The 18146-nt window shown below is 73.5% G+C and carries 15 protein-coding genes and 1 tRNA gene; 5 read left to right on the plus strand and 11 right to left on the minus strand.

Features of this window, described 5'->3' with window-relative positions:
* Positions 1-71: 71 nt before the first annotated feature.
* Both HPT28_RS18960 and HPT28_RS18965 read right to left on the minus strand, forming a co-directional pair.
* Entirely contained in the window at positions 72-2210 is a 2139-nt protein-coding gene (locus tag HPT28_RS18960; RefSeq protein ID WP_308119360.1) for a SpoIIE family protein phosphatase, read from the minus strand.
* 252 nt (positions 2211-2462) lie between these two features.
* A tRNA-Thr gene (locus tag HPT28_RS18965) sits at positions 2463-2536 on the minus strand.
* Between the two features lie 174 nt (positions 2537-2710).
* On the opposite strand from HPT28_RS18965, the gene HPT28_RS18970 reads away from it, so the two are divergent.
* The 3 genes from HPT28_RS18970 (at position 2711) to HPT28_RS18980 (ending at position 5354) form a co-directional block, all read left to right on the plus strand.
* Positions 2711-3832: an ABC transporter ATP-binding protein gene (locus HPT28_RS18970; protein ID WP_219092333.1), complete on the plus strand. Its 1122-nt coding sequence runs from the start codon at positions 2711-2713 to the stop codon at positions 3830-3832.
* A gap of 268 nt (positions 3833-4100) precedes the next feature.
* Positions 4101-4520 (plus strand): hypothetical protein, encoded by a 420-nt coding sequence (locus tag HPT28_RS18975; RefSeq protein ID WP_219092334.1) that lies wholly within the window; start codon positions 4101-4103, stop codon positions 4518-4520.
* Positions 4521-4562: 42 nt separating this feature from the next.
* Complete coding sequence (locus HPT28_RS18980) at positions 4563-5354, plus strand: nucleotidyltransferase family protein (protein ID WP_219092335.1); 792 nt, start codon at positions 4563-4565, stop codon at positions 5352-5354.
* A gap of 177 nt (positions 5355-5531) precedes the next feature.
* Here the strand turns inward: HPT28_RS18980 and HPT28_RS18985 are convergent, their stop codons facing one another.
* The 7 genes from HPT28_RS18985 to HPT28_RS19015 all read right to left on the minus strand — a co-directional run bounded on the left by HPT28_RS18985 (position 5532) and on the right by HPT28_RS19015 (position 12852).
* Complete coding sequence (locus HPT28_RS18985) at positions 5532-7235, minus strand: DoxX family protein (RefSeq protein ID WP_219092336.1); 1704 nt, start codon at positions 7233-7235, stop codon at positions 5532-5534.
* A 167-nt stretch (positions 7236-7402) separates the two neighbouring features.
* Positions 7403-8356 carry a 23S rRNA (guanosine(2251)-2'-O)-methyltransferase RlmB gene (gene rlmB / locus HPT28_RS18990; RefSeq protein WP_219092337.1) on the minus strand — a complete coding sequence of 318 codons (954 nt, stop codon included), beginning with the start codon at positions 8354-8356 and terminating at the stop codon, positions 7403-7405.
* A gap of 159 nt (positions 8357-8515) precedes the next feature.
* Entirely contained in the window at positions 8516-9925 is a 1410-nt protein-coding gene (gene cysS, locus HPT28_RS18995; RefSeq protein WP_219092338.1) for a cysteine--tRNA ligase, read from the minus strand.
* A gap of 114 nt (positions 9926-10039) precedes the next feature.
* Positions 10040-10453: a PPOX class F420-dependent oxidoreductase gene (locus HPT28_RS19000; protein ID WP_219092339.1), complete on the minus strand. Its 414-nt coding sequence runs from the start codon at positions 10451-10453 to the stop codon at positions 10040-10042.
* A gap of 194 nt (positions 10454-10647) precedes the next feature.
* Positions 10648-11142 carry a 2-C-methyl-D-erythritol 2,4-cyclodiphosphate synthase gene (ispF, locus tag HPT28_RS19005; protein ID WP_219092340.1) on the minus strand — a complete coding sequence of 165 codons (495 nt, stop codon included), beginning with the start codon at positions 11140-11142 and terminating at the stop codon, positions 10648-10650.
* A complete protein-coding gene (ispD, locus tag HPT28_RS19010) occupies positions 11132-11911 on the minus strand; it encodes a 2-C-methyl-D-erythritol 4-phosphate cytidylyltransferase (protein WP_219092341.1) in 780 nt (259 codons plus the stop codon). The genes ispF and ispD overlap by 11 nt, the downstream gene beginning before the upstream one ends.
* A 458-nt stretch (positions 11912-12369) precedes the next feature.
* Entirely contained in the window at positions 12370-12852 is a 483-nt protein-coding gene (locus HPT28_RS19015) for a CarD family transcriptional regulator (RefSeq protein WP_031508181.1), read from the minus strand.
* Positions 12853-13354: 502 nt separating this feature from the next.
* Here HPT28_RS19015 and HPT28_RS19020 point away from each other — a divergent pair.
* Complete coding sequence (locus tag HPT28_RS19020) at positions 13355-14092, plus strand: DUF461 domain-containing protein (RefSeq protein ID WP_219092342.1); 738 nt, start codon at positions 13355-13357, stop codon at positions 14090-14092.
* A 126-nt stretch (positions 14093-14218) separates the two neighbouring features.
* Here HPT28_RS19020 and HPT28_RS19025 read toward each other — a convergent pair whose 3' ends face one another.
* Entirely contained in the window at positions 14219-14899 is a 681-nt protein-coding gene (locus HPT28_RS19025; protein WP_219092343.1) for a response regulator transcription factor, read from the minus strand.
* Positions 14896-16350 carry a cell wall metabolism sensor histidine kinase WalK gene (locus HPT28_RS19030; RefSeq protein ID WP_219092344.1) on the minus strand — a complete coding sequence of 485 codons (1455 nt, stop codon included), beginning with the start codon at positions 16348-16350 and terminating at the stop codon, positions 14896-14898. The genes HPT28_RS19025 and HPT28_RS19030 overlap by 4 nt, the downstream gene beginning before the upstream one ends.
* A 330-nt stretch (positions 16351-16680) precedes the next feature.
* On the opposite strand from HPT28_RS19030, the gene phoU reads away from it, so the two are divergent.
* Positions 16681-17379, plus strand: coding sequence for a phosphate signaling complex protein PhoU (gene phoU, locus HPT28_RS19035; protein WP_219092345.1), 699 nt, complete (start codon positions 16681-16683; stop codon positions 17377-17379).
* The last annotated feature ends 767 nt before the right edge of the window (positions 17380-18146 follow it).

Consider the following 18146-nt stretch of genomic DNA (forward strand, 5'->3'; position numbering starts at 1 on the left):
CGCCCCCGCCCCGCCCCCACCCGGTGGCCCCCGTTCGGGTGACACCGGGCAGGCGGCGGGCTCGGCCCGCGTCACCGGTCGGCCGGCTCCGGGCGCAGCAGGAGCAGGGCGATGTCGTCGATGCTCGGCGCGGACCCGCGGGCGCGGTCGACCAGGGCGTCGGCGAGCTCCTCCACGGGCCGGTCCCCCGCCCGCGCCAGATGGCCCGCGAGCTCGGCGGTGGCGTCCCCGATGTCGACACCGGGGGTCTCGACGAGCCCGTCGGTGTAGAGAACCAGCGTGGCCCCGACCGGCAGGGGAACCTCCGCCGCCTCGTACTCGGCCGAGGAGTCGATGCCGAGCAGGAGGCCCGGCTGCACGTCGAGCGTCTCGGTGCGCCCGTCGGGGTGGCGCAGCAGCGGGGGCGGATGCCCCGCGCTGGCCAGGCAGGCCCGATGGCGCACCAGGTCGACGCGGACGTAGAGGCAGCTGGTGAACAGCCCCGGGTCCAGGTCGGTGAGCAGGCGGTTGGTGCTGGCGAGGACCTCGCCCGGCGGTGCGCCGGCGGTGGCGTGGACGGCCGTGCGGACCTGCCCCATGAGCGCGGCGGCCGTGACGCTGTGGCCCTGGACGTCGCCGATGGCGGCCGCGACGGCGGTGTCGTCCAGGCGGATGAGGTCGTAGAAGTCACCCCCGATGTCCATGCCCAGGCCGGCAGGCTGGTAGCGGGCCGCCACGTCCAGCCCGGGCACCCGGGGCAGGGCGTGCGGCAGCAGGCCGGTCTGGAGGTGGTGGGCCAGCTCTTGTCTGGTGTCGTGGAGACGGGCGCGGTCCAGCGCCTGGGCCACGAGCCCGGCGACGGAGGTGAGGACGGCACGCTGCGTCGGCGGGAAGTGGCGGGGCCGGTCGTAGGAGAGCACCAGCGAGCCGACGGGACGGCCGGAGGCGATCAGCGGCAGGAACGCCCAGGCGGCCTTCCCCGTCAGCGCCGGGCCCCCCGGGAACAGCCTCTCCATCTCCTCGGGGGAGGTCATGAAGCGGGGGGCGCCGTTACCGAGGACCTGGGCGGCCGGGCTCGGCGACGCCGACAGCCGGAGACCGTCCAGGCGCTCCGCCGCCTCAGCGCTGTAGCCACGCGAGCCCAGGATCCGCAGCCGGTCGTCCTCCGCCACGAAGAGGATCAGGCCCTGCGCGTCGAAGGCCGGCATGATCTGGTCGGCGACCCCGTCGACCACGTCCCGCACCCCGACCGCCTCGGCCAGCGTGGCGGCCAGATGCGTCAGATGCGCCAGCACGCCGGCCCGGCTCGGCGTGGCCGAGCCCTCGGCACGCCCGCCCCCCGCCTCGTCCTCCGTCGGCTCCGGGGCCGTGGGGACGATCCGGACGCTGATGCCGGTGGCGTCCGGGTGGAGCTGGAGGGAGAGCCACCGGTCCGGTGGGCGCAGGGCCGTGAACGAGGTGGGCTGGCGGGTCACCACCGCGGACCGGTAGTGCTCCTCGACGAGCGGGTCGTCCAGCCACGGCAGCGTCTCCCATGGCAGCGTCCCCAGCAGCTCGGAGACCTCGGCGCCCAGGAGTTCGGCACCGGTGGCGGTGACGAAGGTGACCCTGCCGTCCAGGTCGAGCGCGCAGCAGCCGTCGGGCAGTCGTTCCGCGAAGTCGATCGCGGCCCGGGCCACGTCCGGCCGGTGGTGCCCGGCGCGGGACGGGGGCAGCACGCGCGGCTCGGAGCCGGGCAGCACCGGGTGCCCGGCCTCCCGGGCCCTGAGCAGCCGCAGCCCCAGACGGCTGCGGGTGTGGTCGACCACGTCGCGCTCGTGAGCGCTCAGCTGCTGCGTGTGCTCGCCCGGCCACAGCATCACCAGGCCGCCCCACACCGTCGCGTCGGTGGCGATCGGCGCGGCGGCCAGCGTGAACGGGTAGGGCAGCACGAGCGCGATCCGCGGGTAGCGGCGCGCCACCTCCTCCTGGCTGCCGAGCCACACCAGCCGGTTCCCCCGCAGGGCGTCGCTCACCGGGGTCGAGGCCCCCAGCTCCACTCTCGACCAGGGCACGGCGATCTCCTGCGACAGCCCGCTCAGCACCGCCAGGTACAGCGTCTCCTCGCCCGGCGGCAGGAGGTACACGGCGCCCGTGGTGGCGCCGGTGTCCCGCATGCCGTCGACCAGCGGACCGTCGAGCCACTCCAGGCCGGAGCCCGCCGCGGCCGCCGGGCCACCGCCGTCCGCCACGCCCTCACCCCCTCTGGCCGACCCCGGGGGTCGGGCACCGGGTACCCCGCCCACACGCCGACATATCCCTCATACACGGACGATACGTCGGACCCGGCGCCCCCCGCAGACCCGGCCGGACAGGCCGGGGACGGACCCGAGGCCGGGGGCAGCCCCCGGCACGCCCCGATGCGGTCACGCCGCCCGGCCGCCCCCTCGACGCGACGCACGAGACCCCGGCCACCGCTGGGGTGGACCGGGGCCTCGCGTCGGAGCCGCCTGTCGGAGTCGAACCGACGACCTACGCATTACAAGTGCGTTGCTCTGGCCAGCTGAGCTAAGGCGGCGTGGACGCGGTCAACTCTACACAGCCGCCGACGGGTGGTCGCGAGTACTTCCGGCTACTGACAAAGCGGTCGGTCGCGGGTTAACGTTCGCGGAATGTCCACGGTCTCGTGGGCGACTCCTCCCTTTACTCGGATCGTCCGGCACGTTCCTGCCGGTGAAGGAGACACAACAACATGGCCACGGTCACGTACGACAAGGCGACCCGGGTGTACCCGGGAAGCGAGAAGCCCGCCGTCGACCAGCTCGACATCGAGATCGAGGACGGCGAGTTCCTCGTCCTCGTCGGCCCCTCGGGGTGCGGGAAGTCCACGTCCCTGCGCATGCTCGCGGGGCTGGAGGACGTCAACGGGGGTGCCATCCGCATCGGCGAGCGGGACGTCACCCACCTTCCCCCGAAGGACCGGGACATCGCGATGGTGTTCCAGAACTACGCGCTCTACCCGCACATGACCGTCGCGCAGAACATGGGCTTCGCGCTCAAGATCGCGGGCGTGCCGAAGGCCGAGATCCGCCAGAAGGTGGAGAACGCGGCCAAGATCCTCGACCTGACCGAGTACCTGGGGCGCAAGCCGAAGGCGCTCTCCGGCGGTCAGCGGCAGCGGGTGGCGATGGGGCGCGCGATCGTCCGGGAGCCGCAGGTGTTCCTCATGGACGAGCCGCTGTCCAACCTCGACGCGAAGCTGCGCGTGCAGACCCGTACGCAGATCGCGAGCCTCCAGCGGCGGCTGGGCATCACCACCGTGTACGTCACGCACGACCAGGTCGAGGCCATGACGATGGGCGACCGGGTGGCGGTGCTGAAGGACGGCCTGCTCCAGCAGGTGGACTCGCCGCGCCGGATGTACGACAAGCCGGCGAACCTGTTCGTCGCGGGCTTCATCGGCTCCCCGGCCATGAACCTGGTGGAGGTGCCGATCACCGACGGCGGGGTGAAGTTCGGCAACAGCCTGGTGCCGGTGGAGCGGGAGGCCGTGGCGGAGGCCGCGTCCCAGGGCGACCGCACGGTGACCGTGGGCGTGCGGCCCGAGCACTTCGACCTGGTGAACGGGGACGGTTCGCGGGCGCTGGAGAAGGACGAACCCGCCGGGCTTCCGGTGACGGTGAACGTCGTCGAGGAGCTCGGGGCCGACGCCTTCGTCTACGGGACGGCGCACGTCGGCGGGGAGGACAAGGACATCGTCGTGCGCGTGAGCGGCCGCGGCGTGCCGGAGAAGGGCTCGGAGATCCACGTCGTGCCGCGGGCCGGTGAGTCGCACGTGTTCGCGACCTCCTCGGGTGAGCGGCTCAGCGACTGATCGAGCGCACAGAGGTGGCAGGGGCTCGCCCTCGGGGGCGGGCCCCTGCCGTCGTCCGCGCGGCAACGGCAACGGCGCGAGCGCGGGATGACTCGTCCGGGGCGCCAAGCGTCAACATCACGCCTGCGAAACCACTTTTTCTTCGCTCATCAGGGTGACCAATTGTCGCCATATCACTACCCCTCGCTACCATCGCTCCGGCAGCCCTTTGTGGGCACCCGTTCCGCCCCTGGCGTCGCCGGGGAATCCCGTCGCGAGGAAGACACCAGTGAATCAGGCAGTGCGCCGTATCGGCAGAAGTCTCGCCCTTGTCCTTCCGGTCGTCCTGGTGCTGTCCGGGACGCTCGCCGTGGCCCGGGTGCCGTGGTCCGGGGCGCCGTCCGAGTCGCAGATGCTGACGGCGTCCACCGAGCGCGCGGCGTCCGGCCGTCAGGAGCCGCGGGCCCCGCACGAGGTGCTGCGGGACCGGCTGGTGGCGGAGTTGCAGGAGAAGGACCCGGGCGTCGCCCTCACCAGCCTCCAGCGCGCCGTGGACGAGAAGCCGTCGCTGGCCCGGCACTGCGTGGCGATCGCCCGGGCGCTCGGACAGGCGGCCGTCCAGAAGTACGGCTCGGCGCAGCGGGCGCAGCGCTTCGCGCGGCCGGTGTGCGACACGTCGTTCGCCTCGGGCGTGGCCGACTTCCGCTGAGCTTGCCGCGGATCGTCGGCCGCCGCCCGATAGCGTGCGGGCATGGCAGACGATCCGCGTGTTGAACCGACGCAGGCCGTGATCCTGGCCGGTGGCCAGGGCTCCCGGCTGCGGCCCTATACCGACGACCGGCCCAAGCCGATGATCGAGATCCCCGGGACGGGGACCCCGATCATCGGCTTTCAGCTGTCCTGGCTGGCGCACGAGGGCGTCACGGATGTCGTCGTGTCGTGCGGGCACCTGGCGTCGGTGCTCCAGGAGTGGCTGGCGGCGGCGGAGCTTCCGCTGGTCGGCGAGGGGCCGGAGGCCGGGCCGCTGCGGGTGACGACGGTGGTGGAGCCGGAGCCGCTCGGGCGCGGCGGCGGGCTGCGGTTCGCGGCGCAGGCGCTGCCGCGCGCGGACGAGCCGTGGTACGCGACGAACGGCGACATCTGGACGCGGTTCCCGCTGCGGGAGATGGCGGCGTTCCACCGAGAGCGGGCGGCGGTGGCGACGCTGGCGCTGGCCCGGCCGAGGATTCCCTGGGGCGCGGTCCGCACCGACGGCTTCGGGCGGGTGACGGACTTCATCGAGGCCCCGCCGACGACGTACGAGGTGAACGCGGGCGTCTACGTGTGCGCCCCCGAGTTCACGGACTTCCTGCCGGAGCGCGGGGACCACGAGCGGACGGCGTTCCCGCAGCTGGCGCGGGAGGGGCGGCTGGCGGGCTTCCCGCTGCCGCAGGGGGCGTACTGGCGGGCCATCGACACGGCGAAGGACCTGTCGGAGGCCGCCCGGGAGCTGGCGGCCTCCGCGCAGGCCGAGCCCGAGCCTCCGGTGGAGCAGCCGGAGTAGCGGGGTGGCGGGGTGCGCCTCGCGCCCGTCGTCTCCCGCTCACGGCGGCCCCGGCGCCGACGGCGGCACGGACCTCGGCACGGACGACGGCACCGACCACGGCCACAGCCATGACGCCGAGCGGCCCGGCGCGGGCGGCGAGGCCACGCGCCGGGCCGGGTGGGCGGCGGTACCGGATCAGCCGAGCAGACCGCCGAGGGCGCCGCGGCCGGACGAGTCGTCCGTGGAGTCACCGGAGTCGTCGCCGGAGCCTCCCGTGGTGCCGCCGGTCGAGCCGTCCGGCGTGCCGCCGGAGGAGCCGTCGGTCGGCGGCTCCGGGGCGGGCGGCGGCGCGGGCGGTTCGGGGGCGGGGGGCGGCGCCGGGGCCTGGACGGTCTGGTCCTGGCTGGGGGCGTCTCCGGTGCCGTCGCTGCCGGTGGTCTCCTCGGCGGCGTCCGGGCTGGGCGTGGTGCTGGGCTCGGCGCTCGGCCCGGCGCTGGGGCCCACCGTGGGGCCGGAGGTGACGCCCTGGCTGGGCCGGGAGGCCGGGTCCTGCGGGAGCGGGGAGCCGGGCAGGTGGTTGCGCGGGGGCTCACCGGGCTCCGGGACGGTGGTCACCTGGGCGGAGCGGACGGCGCTGCCGAGCAGGGAGCCGACGAGGAGGGTGAGCCCGGCGACGACGGCCGCCATGAGGGCGCCGCGGCGCAGGACGCGACGGCGGAGGTCCCACAGGGCGACGCGGGGGCCGAGCCGCCGCCAGGCCTCGCTGGTGAGGCGGGCGTCGAGGGAGTAGACGGGGGCGCCCGCGATGACGAGGGGGGACCAGGCGGCGAGGTAGATGATGTCGGGCGCGTCGTAGACGGGGACGCTGCGCCAGCTCACGGTGACGAGCAGCGCGGCGGACAGGAGGGCACCGACGCCGGCGGCGAGCCGCTGCCACAGGCCGCAGACGGTGAGGACGCCGACGAGCACCTGGAGGAACGCCACGGTCAGGCCCGCGCCGACGGGGTGGGCCACGGCGAAGCTGTGCAGGGGGGCGGCGATCGTCCAGGGCTCGAGGGATTCGAGCCAGTGGACCATCGAGCCGCGCTCGCCGCCCTCGAAGTAGACGGGGTCGGTGAGCTTGCCCATGCCGGCGTAGACGGAGATGAAGCCGAGGAAGATGCGCAGGGGCAGCAGGACGACGCCGAGGTTCATGCGCCGACCGGGGTAGTAGGCGTGCCGTGCGCGGTCGGCGCCCTCGCGGGCGGGGCGGCGGTCGTCGCCGGCGAGTTCGTAGCGGCCGGCGTCGTAGCCCTCGTCACCGTCGCCGTCGGTGGCCGGGGTGCCGTGTGCGGGGGTGTCGTAGGCGCCTTCGGCGGGCCGTACGCCGTCCAGGAGCGGGCGCTCGTCCTGCGGGGGTCGCGGGCCCACGACGGACGGCGGCACGGTGAGGTCGGGGGTGACCCGCGGCAGGACCTGGGTCGAGCCTGCGGACCGGGGACGCTGCCCGTCGGGCTGCGGCGGGACGGTGCCGAGGCCACCGGGGCGCACGGCGTCCAGCAGCCGGGTGGCCGCGGTGTCGCCGGGCGCGCTCTGGCCGCTCCACACCACGGGGGCGCGCCGCTTGACGGCGGTCGCCGCACCGGCCGCCGCGGCGGCACCGGCCGGGAGGGAGACGGCGGCGGGGGCGAGCGGGTCGGCGGCGCCTCCGGGGACGCCCGGGAGCCGCTGGGCGGTGTCCGCCAGCGCGCGACTCTGCGGCGTCGGCGTGGCGAGCTTTACCCGGAAGCTCACGTTGTTGACAATCACCTGCGCCGGGTCGCTCGGCACCTTGACGGAGCTGAGGATCGGCTCATCGTCGAAGAAACCGCCCGGGCTTCCCCCGGTGGGCGTGCGGGGTGTTCTGGTGTCCACACTCATCTAACCGAGTGACGGACCTTTAGGACACTGCCTTGACCCCGCCGATCTGTCCGCGATCAGTCAAAGGGTGCGCCCGAGGGCGCACCCGCGCGCCCGGGGCGCACACCCCGGGCGCTCGTGGCCACCGCGCACGCCCCCGGCACACCGCCGGGTCCTCCGGCCCGGGGTCAGCGGCGGCGCCGGGCCGCCTCGTAGAGCGCGACGCCGGCGGCGACACCGGCGTTGAGGGACTCCGCGCCGCCCGGCATGGGAATGCGCACCCGGACGTCGCAGGACTCGCTCACGAGCCGCGAGAGGCCCTTGCCCTCGCTGCCGATGACGATGGCGACGGGGCCGTCGAGCAGGTCGAGGTCGGTCAGCTCGGCCTCCCCGTCGGCGGCGAGCCCGACGACCATGAGCCCGGCCTTCTGGTAGGCCTGCAGCGCCCGCGTGAGGTTGGTGGCCCGGGCGACGGGGGTGCGGGCCGCGGTGCCGGCCGACGTCTTCCAGGCCCCGGCGGTCATCCCGGCGGCGCGGCGCTCGGGTACGACGACGCCGTGGCCGCCGAAGGCCGCGACGGAGCGGACGACGGCGCCGAGGTTGCGCGGGTCGGTGACGCCGTCGAGCGCGACGATCAGCGGGTCGTCGCCCTCGTCGAAGGCGGCGGCGGTCAGGTCCTCGGGGTGGGCGTACTCGTAGGGCGGGACCTGGAGCACGAGGCCCTGGTGGTTGAGGCCGCCGGTCATCCGGTCCAGCTCGGGCCTGGGCGCCTCCAGCAGGTGGATGCCGCCGCGGTCGGCGGCGAGCTTGAGCGCGTCGCGCACCCGGTCGTCGCTGTCGATGAACTGCTGGACGTAGAGCGTGGTGGCGGGCACGCCGTCGCGCAGGGCCTCGAAGACGGGGTTGCGGCCGACGACGAGCTCCGCGGTGCCCTTCGGGCCACCGCGGCGGGGGGCGGGGCGCCCGGTGGCGCGGCGGGCCCGGGCCTGCGCCGCGCGCTGCTTGGCGTGCCCCTTGCGCATCTCGGCGGGCGGGGTGGGGCCCTTGCCCTCCAGGCCGCGGCGACGCTGGCCGCCGCTGCCGACCTGCGCGCCCTTCTTGTTGGACGTGCGGCGGTTGCGCCGCTGGCTGTTGCCGGCCATGGGAGGGTCCTTCTTTCCGGTGGTACTGCGTGAAGTTCTGTGGTGCGGCCCGCGTCCATGGTGCGGGCCACGGCCGGGTGGCGTCGAGCGGCGGCACCGTGCCGGGCCGTCCGGCGCGCGGGCCCGGCCGCCCGGTCACCCGGTGGCGGGCCCCCGGCCTCAGCGCTCGGCGGCCGAGCCGAGCTCCCAGCGCGGGCCCTGCGGGGTGTCCTCGATGACGAGACCGGCCCGGGTGAGTTCGTCGCGGATGGCGTCGGCCGTCGCGTAGTCCTTGCGGGTGCGGGCGGCCTGGCGCTGGTCCAGGACGAGGCGGACGAGGGAGTCGACGACGTCGTGCAGCCGCTCGCCGCTCTCGTGGCCCGCGCCGTGCCAGTGGGCGTCCAGCGGGTCGAGCCCGAGGACGCCGAGCATGGCGCGCAGGTCGGCGAGGGCGGTGGCGGTGGCGTCCTTGTCGTCGGCGGTCAGGGCGGCGTTGCCGTGCCGGACGGTGGTGTGGACGACGGCGAGGGCCTGCGGCACGCCGAAGTCCTCGTCCATCGCCGCCGCGAACTCGGCGGGCACCTCGGCCGACGGCTCGACCGGGCCGGTGCGCTCCACGGCCCGGTGGATGAAGCCCTCGATGCGGGCGAAGGCCGTCTCGGCCTCCCGCAGTGCCTCCTCGCTGTACTCGATGGTCGAGCGGTAGTGCGGGGTGCCGAGGTAGTAGCGCAGCACGATGGGCCGCCACTGCCTGACCATCTCCGAGACGAGCACGGAGTTGCCGAGCGACTTGGACATCTTCTCGCCGCTCATCGTCACCCAGGCGTTGTGCAGCCAGTAGGTGGCGAACGCGTCCCCGTAGGCCGCGGACTGAGCGATCTCGTTCTCGTGGTGCGGGAAGACGAGGTCGACGCCGCCGCCGTGGATGTCGAACGCGGAGCCGAGGTACTTGTGCGCCATGGCCGAGCACTCCAGGTGCCAGCCGGGGCGGCCGGGACCCCAGGGCGTGTCCCAGTGGGGCTCGCCGGGCTTGACGGCCTTCCACATGGCGAAGTCGCGCTGGTCCCGCTTGCCGGTCTCGCCCTCGCCGGAGGGCTGGAGCAGGTGGTCGAGGTCCTGGTTGGACAGGGCCAGGTAGCGGTCGAAGGAGCGGACGTCGAAGTAGACGTTGCCGTCGGCCGCGTAGGCGTGGCCGCTGTCGATCAGGGCGCGCATCATCTCGGTCATCTCCGGGATGTGCCCGGTGGCGCGCGGCTCGTAGGTGGGCGGGAGGCAGCCGAGGGCGCGGTAGCCGTCGTTGAAGGCCCGCTCGTTCTCGTAGCCGATCGCCCACCAGGGGCGGCCCTGCTCGGCGGCCTTGGCGATGATCTTGTCGTCGATGTCGGTGACGTTGCGGACGAAGGTGACGTCGTAGCCGCGGTAGGCGAACCAGCGGCGCATGATGTCGAAGTTCAGGCCCGAGCGGATGTGCCCGATGTGCGGCGCGGCCTGCACCGTGGCACCGCACAGGTAGATCGAGACGCAGCCCGGGGTGAGGGGCTCGAAGTCACGGATCTGCCGGGCGCTGGTGTCGTACAGGCGAAGAGTCACCCGTCAAGGGTAGTAGAAGACGGCGACTGCCCGGCGCGGTGCCGGGCAGTCGGGCCCGGCACCCCCTGGACGGGCGCGCACGGCGGGCGGGCGACGGACCGTGCGGCGGGTGGCTCAGGCGAGGTCGCCCATGCCCACGACCCGCTCGGGCGTGATCCGGACGACCACGCGCTCCGGCTCCTGAGCGGAGGCCGGGTTGAACTCGCGGTACGTCTTGCCGACGTACTTCGTCGACAGCTCGTCGATCAGCTCCTGCCCGCCCTCGGTGGTCATGGTGGCGGTGCCGCGGATCTCGGCGTAGGTGTAGGGCGCGTCGGCGGGCTGGGCGACGACGCTCACGCGCGGGTCGCGCCGCATGTTCTTCTCCTTGCGGCGGCCGATCGTGGTGGAGAACAGCACGTCGTCACCGTCCCGCTTCACCCAGACGGGTGATAGCTGCGGACTGCCGTCGGGTTGGACCGTCGCGACGACGACGAAGACCTGGCTGTCGAGGAGCTGCTTGAGGTTGTCGGACAGGGCGACTGCCACGGGGCCTCCCACGGTGTGCGACGGACGGACGCGTTACCCGTACCCACCTCGCGCGCACCCCCAAGCCCGCCATCTGGGGTCCGGGCCCGGGATCCGGGCCCGGACCGGATGGCGGGACCCGGCGCGGGCCGCCCCGCTCGGGGCGCCCCGGCTGGCGAACCGTGCCGGACGGTCCGGCTCGGGCGCAGCCCCGCTCAGGGGGCGGGCGCCCAGACGAGCGCGGTGGCCATGGCGGCGAGGCCCTCGCCCCGCCCGGTGAGCCCGAGGCCGTCCGTCGTCGTCCCGGACACCGAGACCGGTGCCCCGACAGCCTCGGAGAGCACCTTCTGCGCCTCGTCCCGGCGCTTGCCGATCTTCGGCCGCACCCCGATGACCTGGATCGCCACGTTGCCGACGACGAAGCCCTCGGCCCGCACGATGCGCGCGGCCTCGCCGAGCAGGCTGACGCCGGAGGCGCCGGACCACTCGGGCCGCGAGGTGCCGAAGTGGGCGCCCAGGTCGCCCAGGCCGGCGGCGGAGAAGAGCGCGTCGCAGGCGGCGTGCGCGGCCACGTCGCCGTCGGAGTGGCCGGCGAGCCCGTCGCCCTCGTCCCACAGCAGGCCGGCGCACCACAGCGGACGGCCGGCCCCGAACGCGTGCACGTCCGTGCCGATCCCGACCCGGGGGACCGGGGGCTGTTCAGAAGCCATCGGTGGACCTCCGTCGGGCGAGTACGGCCTCGGCGAGCACGAGGTCCAGCGGACGGGTGACCTTGAACGCCTCCTCGTGCCCGGGCACGACGACGACGGGCTTGCCGAGCCGCTCCACCATCCCGGCGTCGTCCGTCGCGCCCTCGCCCTCGGCGGCGATGGCGGCGTGGGCCTCGACCAGGAGCGCGCGGTCGAATCCCTGCGGCGTCTGGACGGCCCGCAGCAGGGCCCGCTCGGGGGTGCCGGTGACGGGCTCGGGCGTGCCGTCGTCGCGCGGCTCGACCTGCTTGACGGTGTCGGCCAGCGGCACGGCCGGGACGACGGCCGGCGCCCCCGCGCGGACGGCGGCGGCGACGGCGTCCACCGTCTCGGCCGGGACGAGCGGCCGGGCGGCGTCGTGTACGAGGACGACCTCGATGTGCTCGGGCAGGGCCTCGAGGCCGAGGCGTACGGACTCCTGCCGGGTGGCGCCGCCGGGCACGACGACGACATCCGTCGACTGCCCGGTGGAGGGCAGCGGGTGCGCGTCGAGGAGGTGCCGGACGTCCGCCGCACCGTCCGGCGGGGCGACGACCACGACGAGTGCGATGTCACGGGCCCGGGCCATGGCGCGGACGGCGTGGACCAGGATCGGGGTGCCGCCCAGCGCGCGGAGCGCCTTGGGAGCCCCCGGCCCGAGCCGTACGCCCTTTCCGGCGGCGGGGATGACGACGGCCGTCCGGGCCTCGCGGGGCGCGGGACGCTCGTCGCCGGGCAGGTGATCAGACATTGGTTGCACGTTCAGGTTTGTGTCCTTGGCTGAGATGGGTATGGCCACAGCGTGCCGGGTGTGAGGCCTTGGTCGGTCCCTTCCGTGACAGCCGACCAAGTCTGCCGCCCGGCCCGGCGTTCCGGCCTGCGGGCATGGAGCGAGAGCTGTACGGGCCGTCCGGGTCGACGGAGCACCGTCGCGCGGGGGCCGGAGGCCGGCGAAGCGCCCGGACGGCGATGTCTTCGGCCCCTGTGGTGGCGCCGTCGGCAACAGCGGCTGACCCACGGCCGAACAACACACCCCCGGGCACCCGGGGAACAGCACGCACCCGGGGAACAGCACGAATGCCGCAGCGCCCGAGCCGAGCGACCCTCAGGCCGCCACTCGGGCACCGCGGCATTTCGCACGTCATCGAGACGTCCGGCCCCTCCGGGATGACCCGCTCCGCCGACGTGTCGGAACGGGTGACGGAACGGTCAGGAGGCCAGGACCTCGTCGAGCAGGGCCTCCGCCTTGTCCTCGTTGGTGTTCTCGGCGAGCGCCAGCTCGCTCACCAGAATCTGCCGCGCCTTCGCGAGCATGCGCTTCTCACCGGCCGAGAGCCCGCGCTCACGCTCGCGGCGCCACAGGTCGCGCACGACCTCGGCCACCTTGATGACGTCACCGGAGGCGAGCTTCTCCAGGTTCGCCTTGTAGCGACGGGACCAGTTGGTGGGCTCTTCCGCATACGGTGCGCGCAGCACCTCGAAGACCCGGTCCAACCCATCCTGGCCGACCACATCACGCACGCCGACGAGCTCGGCGTTTTCCGCCGGCACACGAACTTCGAGGTCGCCCTGGGCGACCTTCAGAACCAAGTAGGTCTTGTCCACGCCTTTGATCTGACGAGTTTCGATAGCCTCGATCAGCGCGGCCCCGTGATGGGGATAGACCACGGTGTCGCCAACCTTGAACGTCATGTGACAGGTACCCCTTCCGTGGCTATCCAGGATAGCACGAGAGTGGGTCGTCCTGAATGGCATTTCCGCAGGTCAGGGCCCATCTCGGGGCTTGACAACAACCCCCGTACCGTGCTCGCCCCCCGTCACGCAACCGGGTATTCGCAGGTGGGAGCCCCTCTGGCGGCACCCGGAAACACCGGCGAGGCGGCCGCGAAGACGTTTATCGGTGTCCGATATGCCGGACTTCCTGGAAGGCCGTTCGACCCCCGCCAATTGATCAACAGTTCCGTCCGACTGTTGCGCCGACGCAACCGCGAACGGTCGGGAAGATCAATTCCCGACTTCGCCCCGCATTCGGCGTCACGGAATCCCCGAGACCGTCGGCGCTCATTTCCCCCCGACCGGCTCCGCACCCCGTCCCGGCCCCGAGGCGGGTCGGGTGCGGAGCCGTCACCCGGGGTGGGTACGCTGAGCCGCTGACAGACGCCTTTCGTTCTTCACCGCTAGGAGATGCGCCGCCGTGAGCAGCAGCCGCAGCAGCCTTCGACGCGGCGCAGTCGCCGCCGCCGTTCTCGCGCTCTCGTCCCTCTCGCTGGCCGGGTGCGGGGCGGGGTTCGAGGCCGGAACGAGCCAGGTCCGCCCGGACACCCCCTCCGAGCAGGTCGGCGACATCGCGCTGCAGAACGTCCTCGTGATCACCTCCGAGGACGGCGAGGGCCCGGCCGGTGTGACGGCCACCATCTTCAACAACGGCGACAAGGCCGAGACGCTGCGCGGCATCACGTTCGCCGCGCCGGGCGGCGACGGCTCCTTCGAGCTCTCCCCGGCCGAGGGTGACGACCTCACCGTCCCGGCGGGCGGCCGGCTCGTGCTCGGCGGCGAGGGCCACGCGTCCGCCGTCGTCGAGGGCGAGGCCGCACAGGAGATCCACGACGGCGAGGCGCAGCAGCTCACCTTCGAGCTGAGCTCCACGGGCGACATCGACATCAAGGCGCTCGTCTTCCCCTCGGACCAGGACCACTACGCCCCCTGGGGCCCCTCGCCGGCGCCGGGCGCCGAGCAGGCCCCGGCCGGGGAGGAGGCCGAGGGCGCCGAGGAGACGCCGGGCGGCGAGACCCCCGACGACTCCGCGGGCGAGCCCGCCGAGGGCGAGTCGGCCGAGGCGGGCACGCAGGACGAGGCGGAGTCCCCCGCCGACGAGGGCACCGAGAGCATCGAGGGCAGCGAAGGCTCCGAGGGCGTCGAGTCCGCCCACTGATCCGGTCGGTCCGGCGCGCCCGCCGGACCGACGGCGCCGAACACGCGTGGGACCCCCGGCCGGGCGGCCGGGGGTCCCACGCGTGTGTGCCCCGCTCGGGGTGGGCCCCGCGCGGGGGCGGGCCCGTCAGGGCTCGAACTTGTAGCCGAGGCCGCGGACCGTCACCAGGTAGCGGGGGGCGCCCGGGTCCGGCTCGATCTTGGCGCGAAGCCGCTTGACGTGGACGTCGAGGGTCTTGGTGTCACCGACGTAGTCGGCACCCCACACCCGGTCGATGAGCTGCATGCGGGTCAGGACGCGGCCCGCGTTGCGCAGCAGCATCTCCAGCAGGTCGAACTCCTTGAGCGGGAGGTCCACCTTGCCGCCCGCGACGGTGACGACGTGCCGGTCGACGTCCATCCGGACCGGACCGGCCTCCAGCGCGGCCGGGGCAGTCTCCTCCGGCTCCCCGCGGCGCCGCAGCACGGCGCGGATGCGGGCCACGAGCTCGCGCGAGGAGAACGGCTTGGTCACGTAGTCGTCGGCCCCTATCTCCAGCCCGACGACCTTGTCGATCTCGCTGTCCTTGGCCGTGACCATGATGACGGGGACGTTGCTCACGCTGCGGAGCTGACGGCAGACCTCGGTGCCGGGCAGCCCCGGCAGCATGAGGTCGAGCAGGACGAGGTCGGCGCCGTTGCGCTCGAACTCGTCGAGGCCGTCGGGGCCCGTCGTCGCCACGGCGACCTCGAACCCCTCCTTGCGCAGCATGTACGACAACGCGTCGCTGAACGATTCCTCGTCCTCGACGACGAGCACTCGGGTCACGGAAGGACCTCCGGGGCTGAGAGTTGATCCTGGGTGAAGGTCTCGTATGACCGTCCCCTGACGGTGCCTTCTGAACCGTCGGCGGTGCGGGGCCGCCGGGAACGGGGGCTGGGGGGAAGGGCCGCCCCGCCGCCGGGCCCGTCCATCGGGCTGACGGGCTTGGGCCGGCCGACCGGTTCGATCGGGCCGGTGGACTCCACGGGGTCGACACTCTCGTCGCCCTCGGGGCCGTGGTAGTCCCCGGGCTCCTGGAGCGCGCCGCTGAGCCGGTTGCGGCTGCGGCGGTTCTCCTCGGCCCGCTCCCGGGCCTGCCCGGCCTCGGGAAGTCGCAGGGTGAACGTGGAGCCCTGGCCTTCGGCGCTCCACACGGTGACCTCACCGCCGTGGGAGGCGGCGACGTGCTTGACGATGGCCAGGCCCAGACCGGTGCCGCCCGTCGCCCGGGAGCGGGCCGGGTCGACGCGGTAGAAGCGCTCGAAGATGCGGTCGCGATCCCGCTCGGAGATGCCGATGCCCTGGTCCGTGACGGCGATCTCGATCATGTCGCCGCCCGGAGCGGGCACCCGCCGCGCCGCGATGCCGACCCGGGTTCGCGGCGGCGAGTAGTTGACGGCGTTCTCGACCAGGTTGCCCAGCGCCGCCGCGAGCTGCCCGCGGTGCCCGAAGACGAACAGGCCCTCGATGCCGCCGGTGGCCATGGTGATCTGCTTGGTGGCCGCACCCTGGCGGCTGCGGTCGACCGCCTCGGCGACCAGTTCCTCGACGGCGACCGGCTCGGAGTCCTCCATCGGGTCGTCGTTCTGTACCCGGGAGAGGTCGATCAGCTCCTGGACGAGGTTGGTGAGCCGGGTGGCCTCCTTCTGCATGCGCCCCGCGAAGCGCTCGACGGCCTCGGGGTCGTCGCTGGCGTCCATCACGGCCTCGGAGAGCAGGGAGAGCGCACCGACCGGCGTCTTCAGCTCGTGGCTCACGTTGGCCACGAAGTCACGGCGGATGGCCTCGATGCGACGGGCCTCGGTGAGGTCCTCCACCAGCAGCAGCACCAGCCGGGAGCCGAGCGGGGCGACGCGCGCGGAGACGGCGAGGGCGTCGCCTCTGCCTCTGCGGGCCAGCTCCAGCTCGACCTGCCGTATCTCGCCGTCCCGTCTGGTCTCCCGGGCCATCTGCAGCATCGGGTCCACGGCCAGCCGGCCTCCGCGCACCAGGCCCAGGGCGTACGCCGCCGAGCTGGCCTTGACGACGGCGTCGTCCTCGTCCAGAACGACCGCCGAGGACCGCAGCACCGACAGCACGGTGTCCACGCCCGGCGGCAGTACCGGCTCGGTGTGCAGGGAGGACCGAGTGGGCCGGGCCTGCTCGCGCTCGCTCCAGCGGAACGCGAGGACGGCGATGGCACCGGTGCAGACACCGGCGATCGCGGCCACTGCGGCAACCGCCGCGTTCACGTCCATGGCTTCAGACTAAGCGGGTCCGGGGAGCCCCTCCCAGACTTGCCCGGCCGGCTCGAACACTCGTCCCCCAGAGTTCACCGACAGGTCGGCACTGGTTCACTGAGGCGGGAACGAAAGCCGCGAACCGGCACAACGGCCCGCACCGGCCTCCCCGCGCGAGGGCCGCGCCCACCCCTCTCCCCCCGCAGACTCCCAGAATTCACCCGAACGACCGGAGTGGTTCACTTGTCGGGGTCAACGCCGACGCATTCCCGGCGGAGCGTGGCACCGTAGAACCCCGGCCGACACCCCGGGCGGCGGCACGGACAAGAGCGACGGAAGGACTGCCCCATGCGGGACGCTTACCACGAGGAGCTGGATGCGATAGGCGACAGCCTGGTCGAGATGGCCCGGCTCGTCGGCTCCGCGATCGGCCGCGCCACCACGGCCATACTCGACGCGGACCTGAAGCTCGCCGAGAGCGTCATCGCCAACGACGACAAGGTCGACGACCTCCAGCGCCGTCTGGAGACCCAGGCCATCCAGCTGCTCGCCCGCCAGCAGCCCGTCGCCACCGACCTGCGCATCGTGGTGACCTCGCTGCGGATGAGCGCGGACCTGGAGCGCTCCGGCGACCTGGCCCAGCACGTGGCCAAGGTGGCCCGGCTCCGCTTCCCCGACTCGGCGGTCCCGGGCGACCTGCACGCGACCATCCTGGAGATGGGCCAGCTGGCGCAGCGCCTCATGGCCAAGGCCGCCGAGGTCATCATCACCAAGGACGTCGACCTCGCGCTGCAGCTCGAGACCGACGACGACAAGATCGACGACCTGCACCGCACGCTCTTCCAGCACCTCATGGACGACCGCTGGAAGCACGGCATCGAGACCGCCGTCGACGTGACGCTGCTGGGCCGCTACTACGAGCGGTTCGCCGACCACGCCGTCTCCGTGGCCCGCCGCGTGGTGTACCTCGTCACGGGGGACTACGCGGACGAGCTCGACCCGGCCGCCGTCGCCGCCGCCGTCGCGGAGGAGCCGACCTCCGACTGAGGCGTGCATCCACGCGCCGTTGATGCCCCCGCACGCGCCGCGGTTTCCTGGATGGGCTGATGCTCAGCCCATCCTGAGGAGGGTGCCGTGCGCAACGTGCAGACCCCGGAGCCCGAGCGGAACTGCGGCTGCGGCCCCGGCTGCCAGTGCGGCTGCCAGGCCGGCGGCCCCTGCAACTGCGGCGGCGGCTGCGGCTGACACCGCACCACCACCGCCCCGGCGAACACCGTGGCCCCGGCCCGCACCACCCGTGCGGACCGGGGCCACGCCGCGTACCGCGGCCTCCGGGCCTACTTCTTGCCCTGGTTCTGGGGGCTGTTTGGGGTCACCTGCGGGAACCCGCCTCCGACCTGCTGCTGGAGCCAACCGGATAGCGCTCCGACTGACGTCATTGGTCAACATTGGCCGCCCTCGGACGGCCCCACGACGGCCCCCGCGCTTAACGCAATTCCGATCAGTCGCGCGAGGCACACTGGATGTCGGAGGTGGTCATCATGGTCGCTGTACCCAGGTTCGCATGGAGGTGCGATGTGATGAACTGCCCCGCGCGGAGCCGCAGAACCTTCGTCAGCGAAGATGCGGCAAGGGAAGACGCAACGAACCACGTTCAAGCCGAGCATGATCGCTCGGACGACTTCGTAATCGTGCGCGTGGCTGACGACAGAGCGTGGGGGCAGGATAACGGCTGAGGCGGCAGGCAGGTCACTACGACAAGGTCGGTGGAGCGACTTTGGGCGGTGGCCTGCCCGGCTTGGGATCGAGCATGA

It is taken from the genome of Streptomyces sp. JJ38 (assembly GCF_019303475.1).
GTDB lineage: Bacteria > Actinomycetota > Actinomycetes > Streptomycetales > Streptomycetaceae > Streptomyces.

Excerpts from the sequence above, each read along its gene's own strand:
- HPT28_RS18970 (WP_219092333.1), top strand. The coding sequence starts at position 2,711 with ATGGCCACGGTCACGTACGACAAGGCGACCCGGGTGTACCCGGGAAGC.
- HPT28_RS18980 (WP_219092335.1), top strand. The coding sequence starts at position 4,563 with ATGGCAGACGATCCGCGTGTTGAACCGACGCAGGCCGTGATCCTGGCC.
- HPT28_RS18985 (WP_219092336.1), bottom strand. The coding sequence starts at position 7,235 with ATGAGTGTGGACACCAGAACACCCCGCACGCCCACCGGGGGAAGCCCG.
- rlmB (WP_219092337.1), bottom strand. The coding sequence starts at position 8,356 with ATGGCCGGCAACAGCCAGCGGCGCAACCGCCGCACGTCCAACAAGAAG.
- ispF (WP_219092340.1), bottom strand. The coding sequence starts at position 11,142 with ATGGCTTCTGAACAGCCCCCGGTCCCCCGGGTCGGGATCGGCACGGAC.
- ispD (WP_219092341.1), bottom strand. The coding sequence starts at position 11,911 with ATGTCTGATCACCTGCCCGGCGACGAGCGTCCCGCGCCCCGCGAGGCC.
- HPT28_RS19015 (WP_031508181.1), bottom strand. The coding sequence starts at position 12,852 with ATGACGTTCAAGGTTGGCGACACCGTGGTCTATCCCCATCACGGGGCC.
- HPT28_RS19030 (WP_219092344.1), bottom strand. The coding sequence starts at position 16,350 with ATGGACGTGAACGCGGCGGTTGCCGCAGTGGCCGCGATCGCCGGTGTC.
- phoU (WP_219092345.1), top strand. The coding sequence starts at position 16,681 with ATGCGGGACGCTTACCACGAGGAGCTGGATGCGATAGGCGACAGCCTG.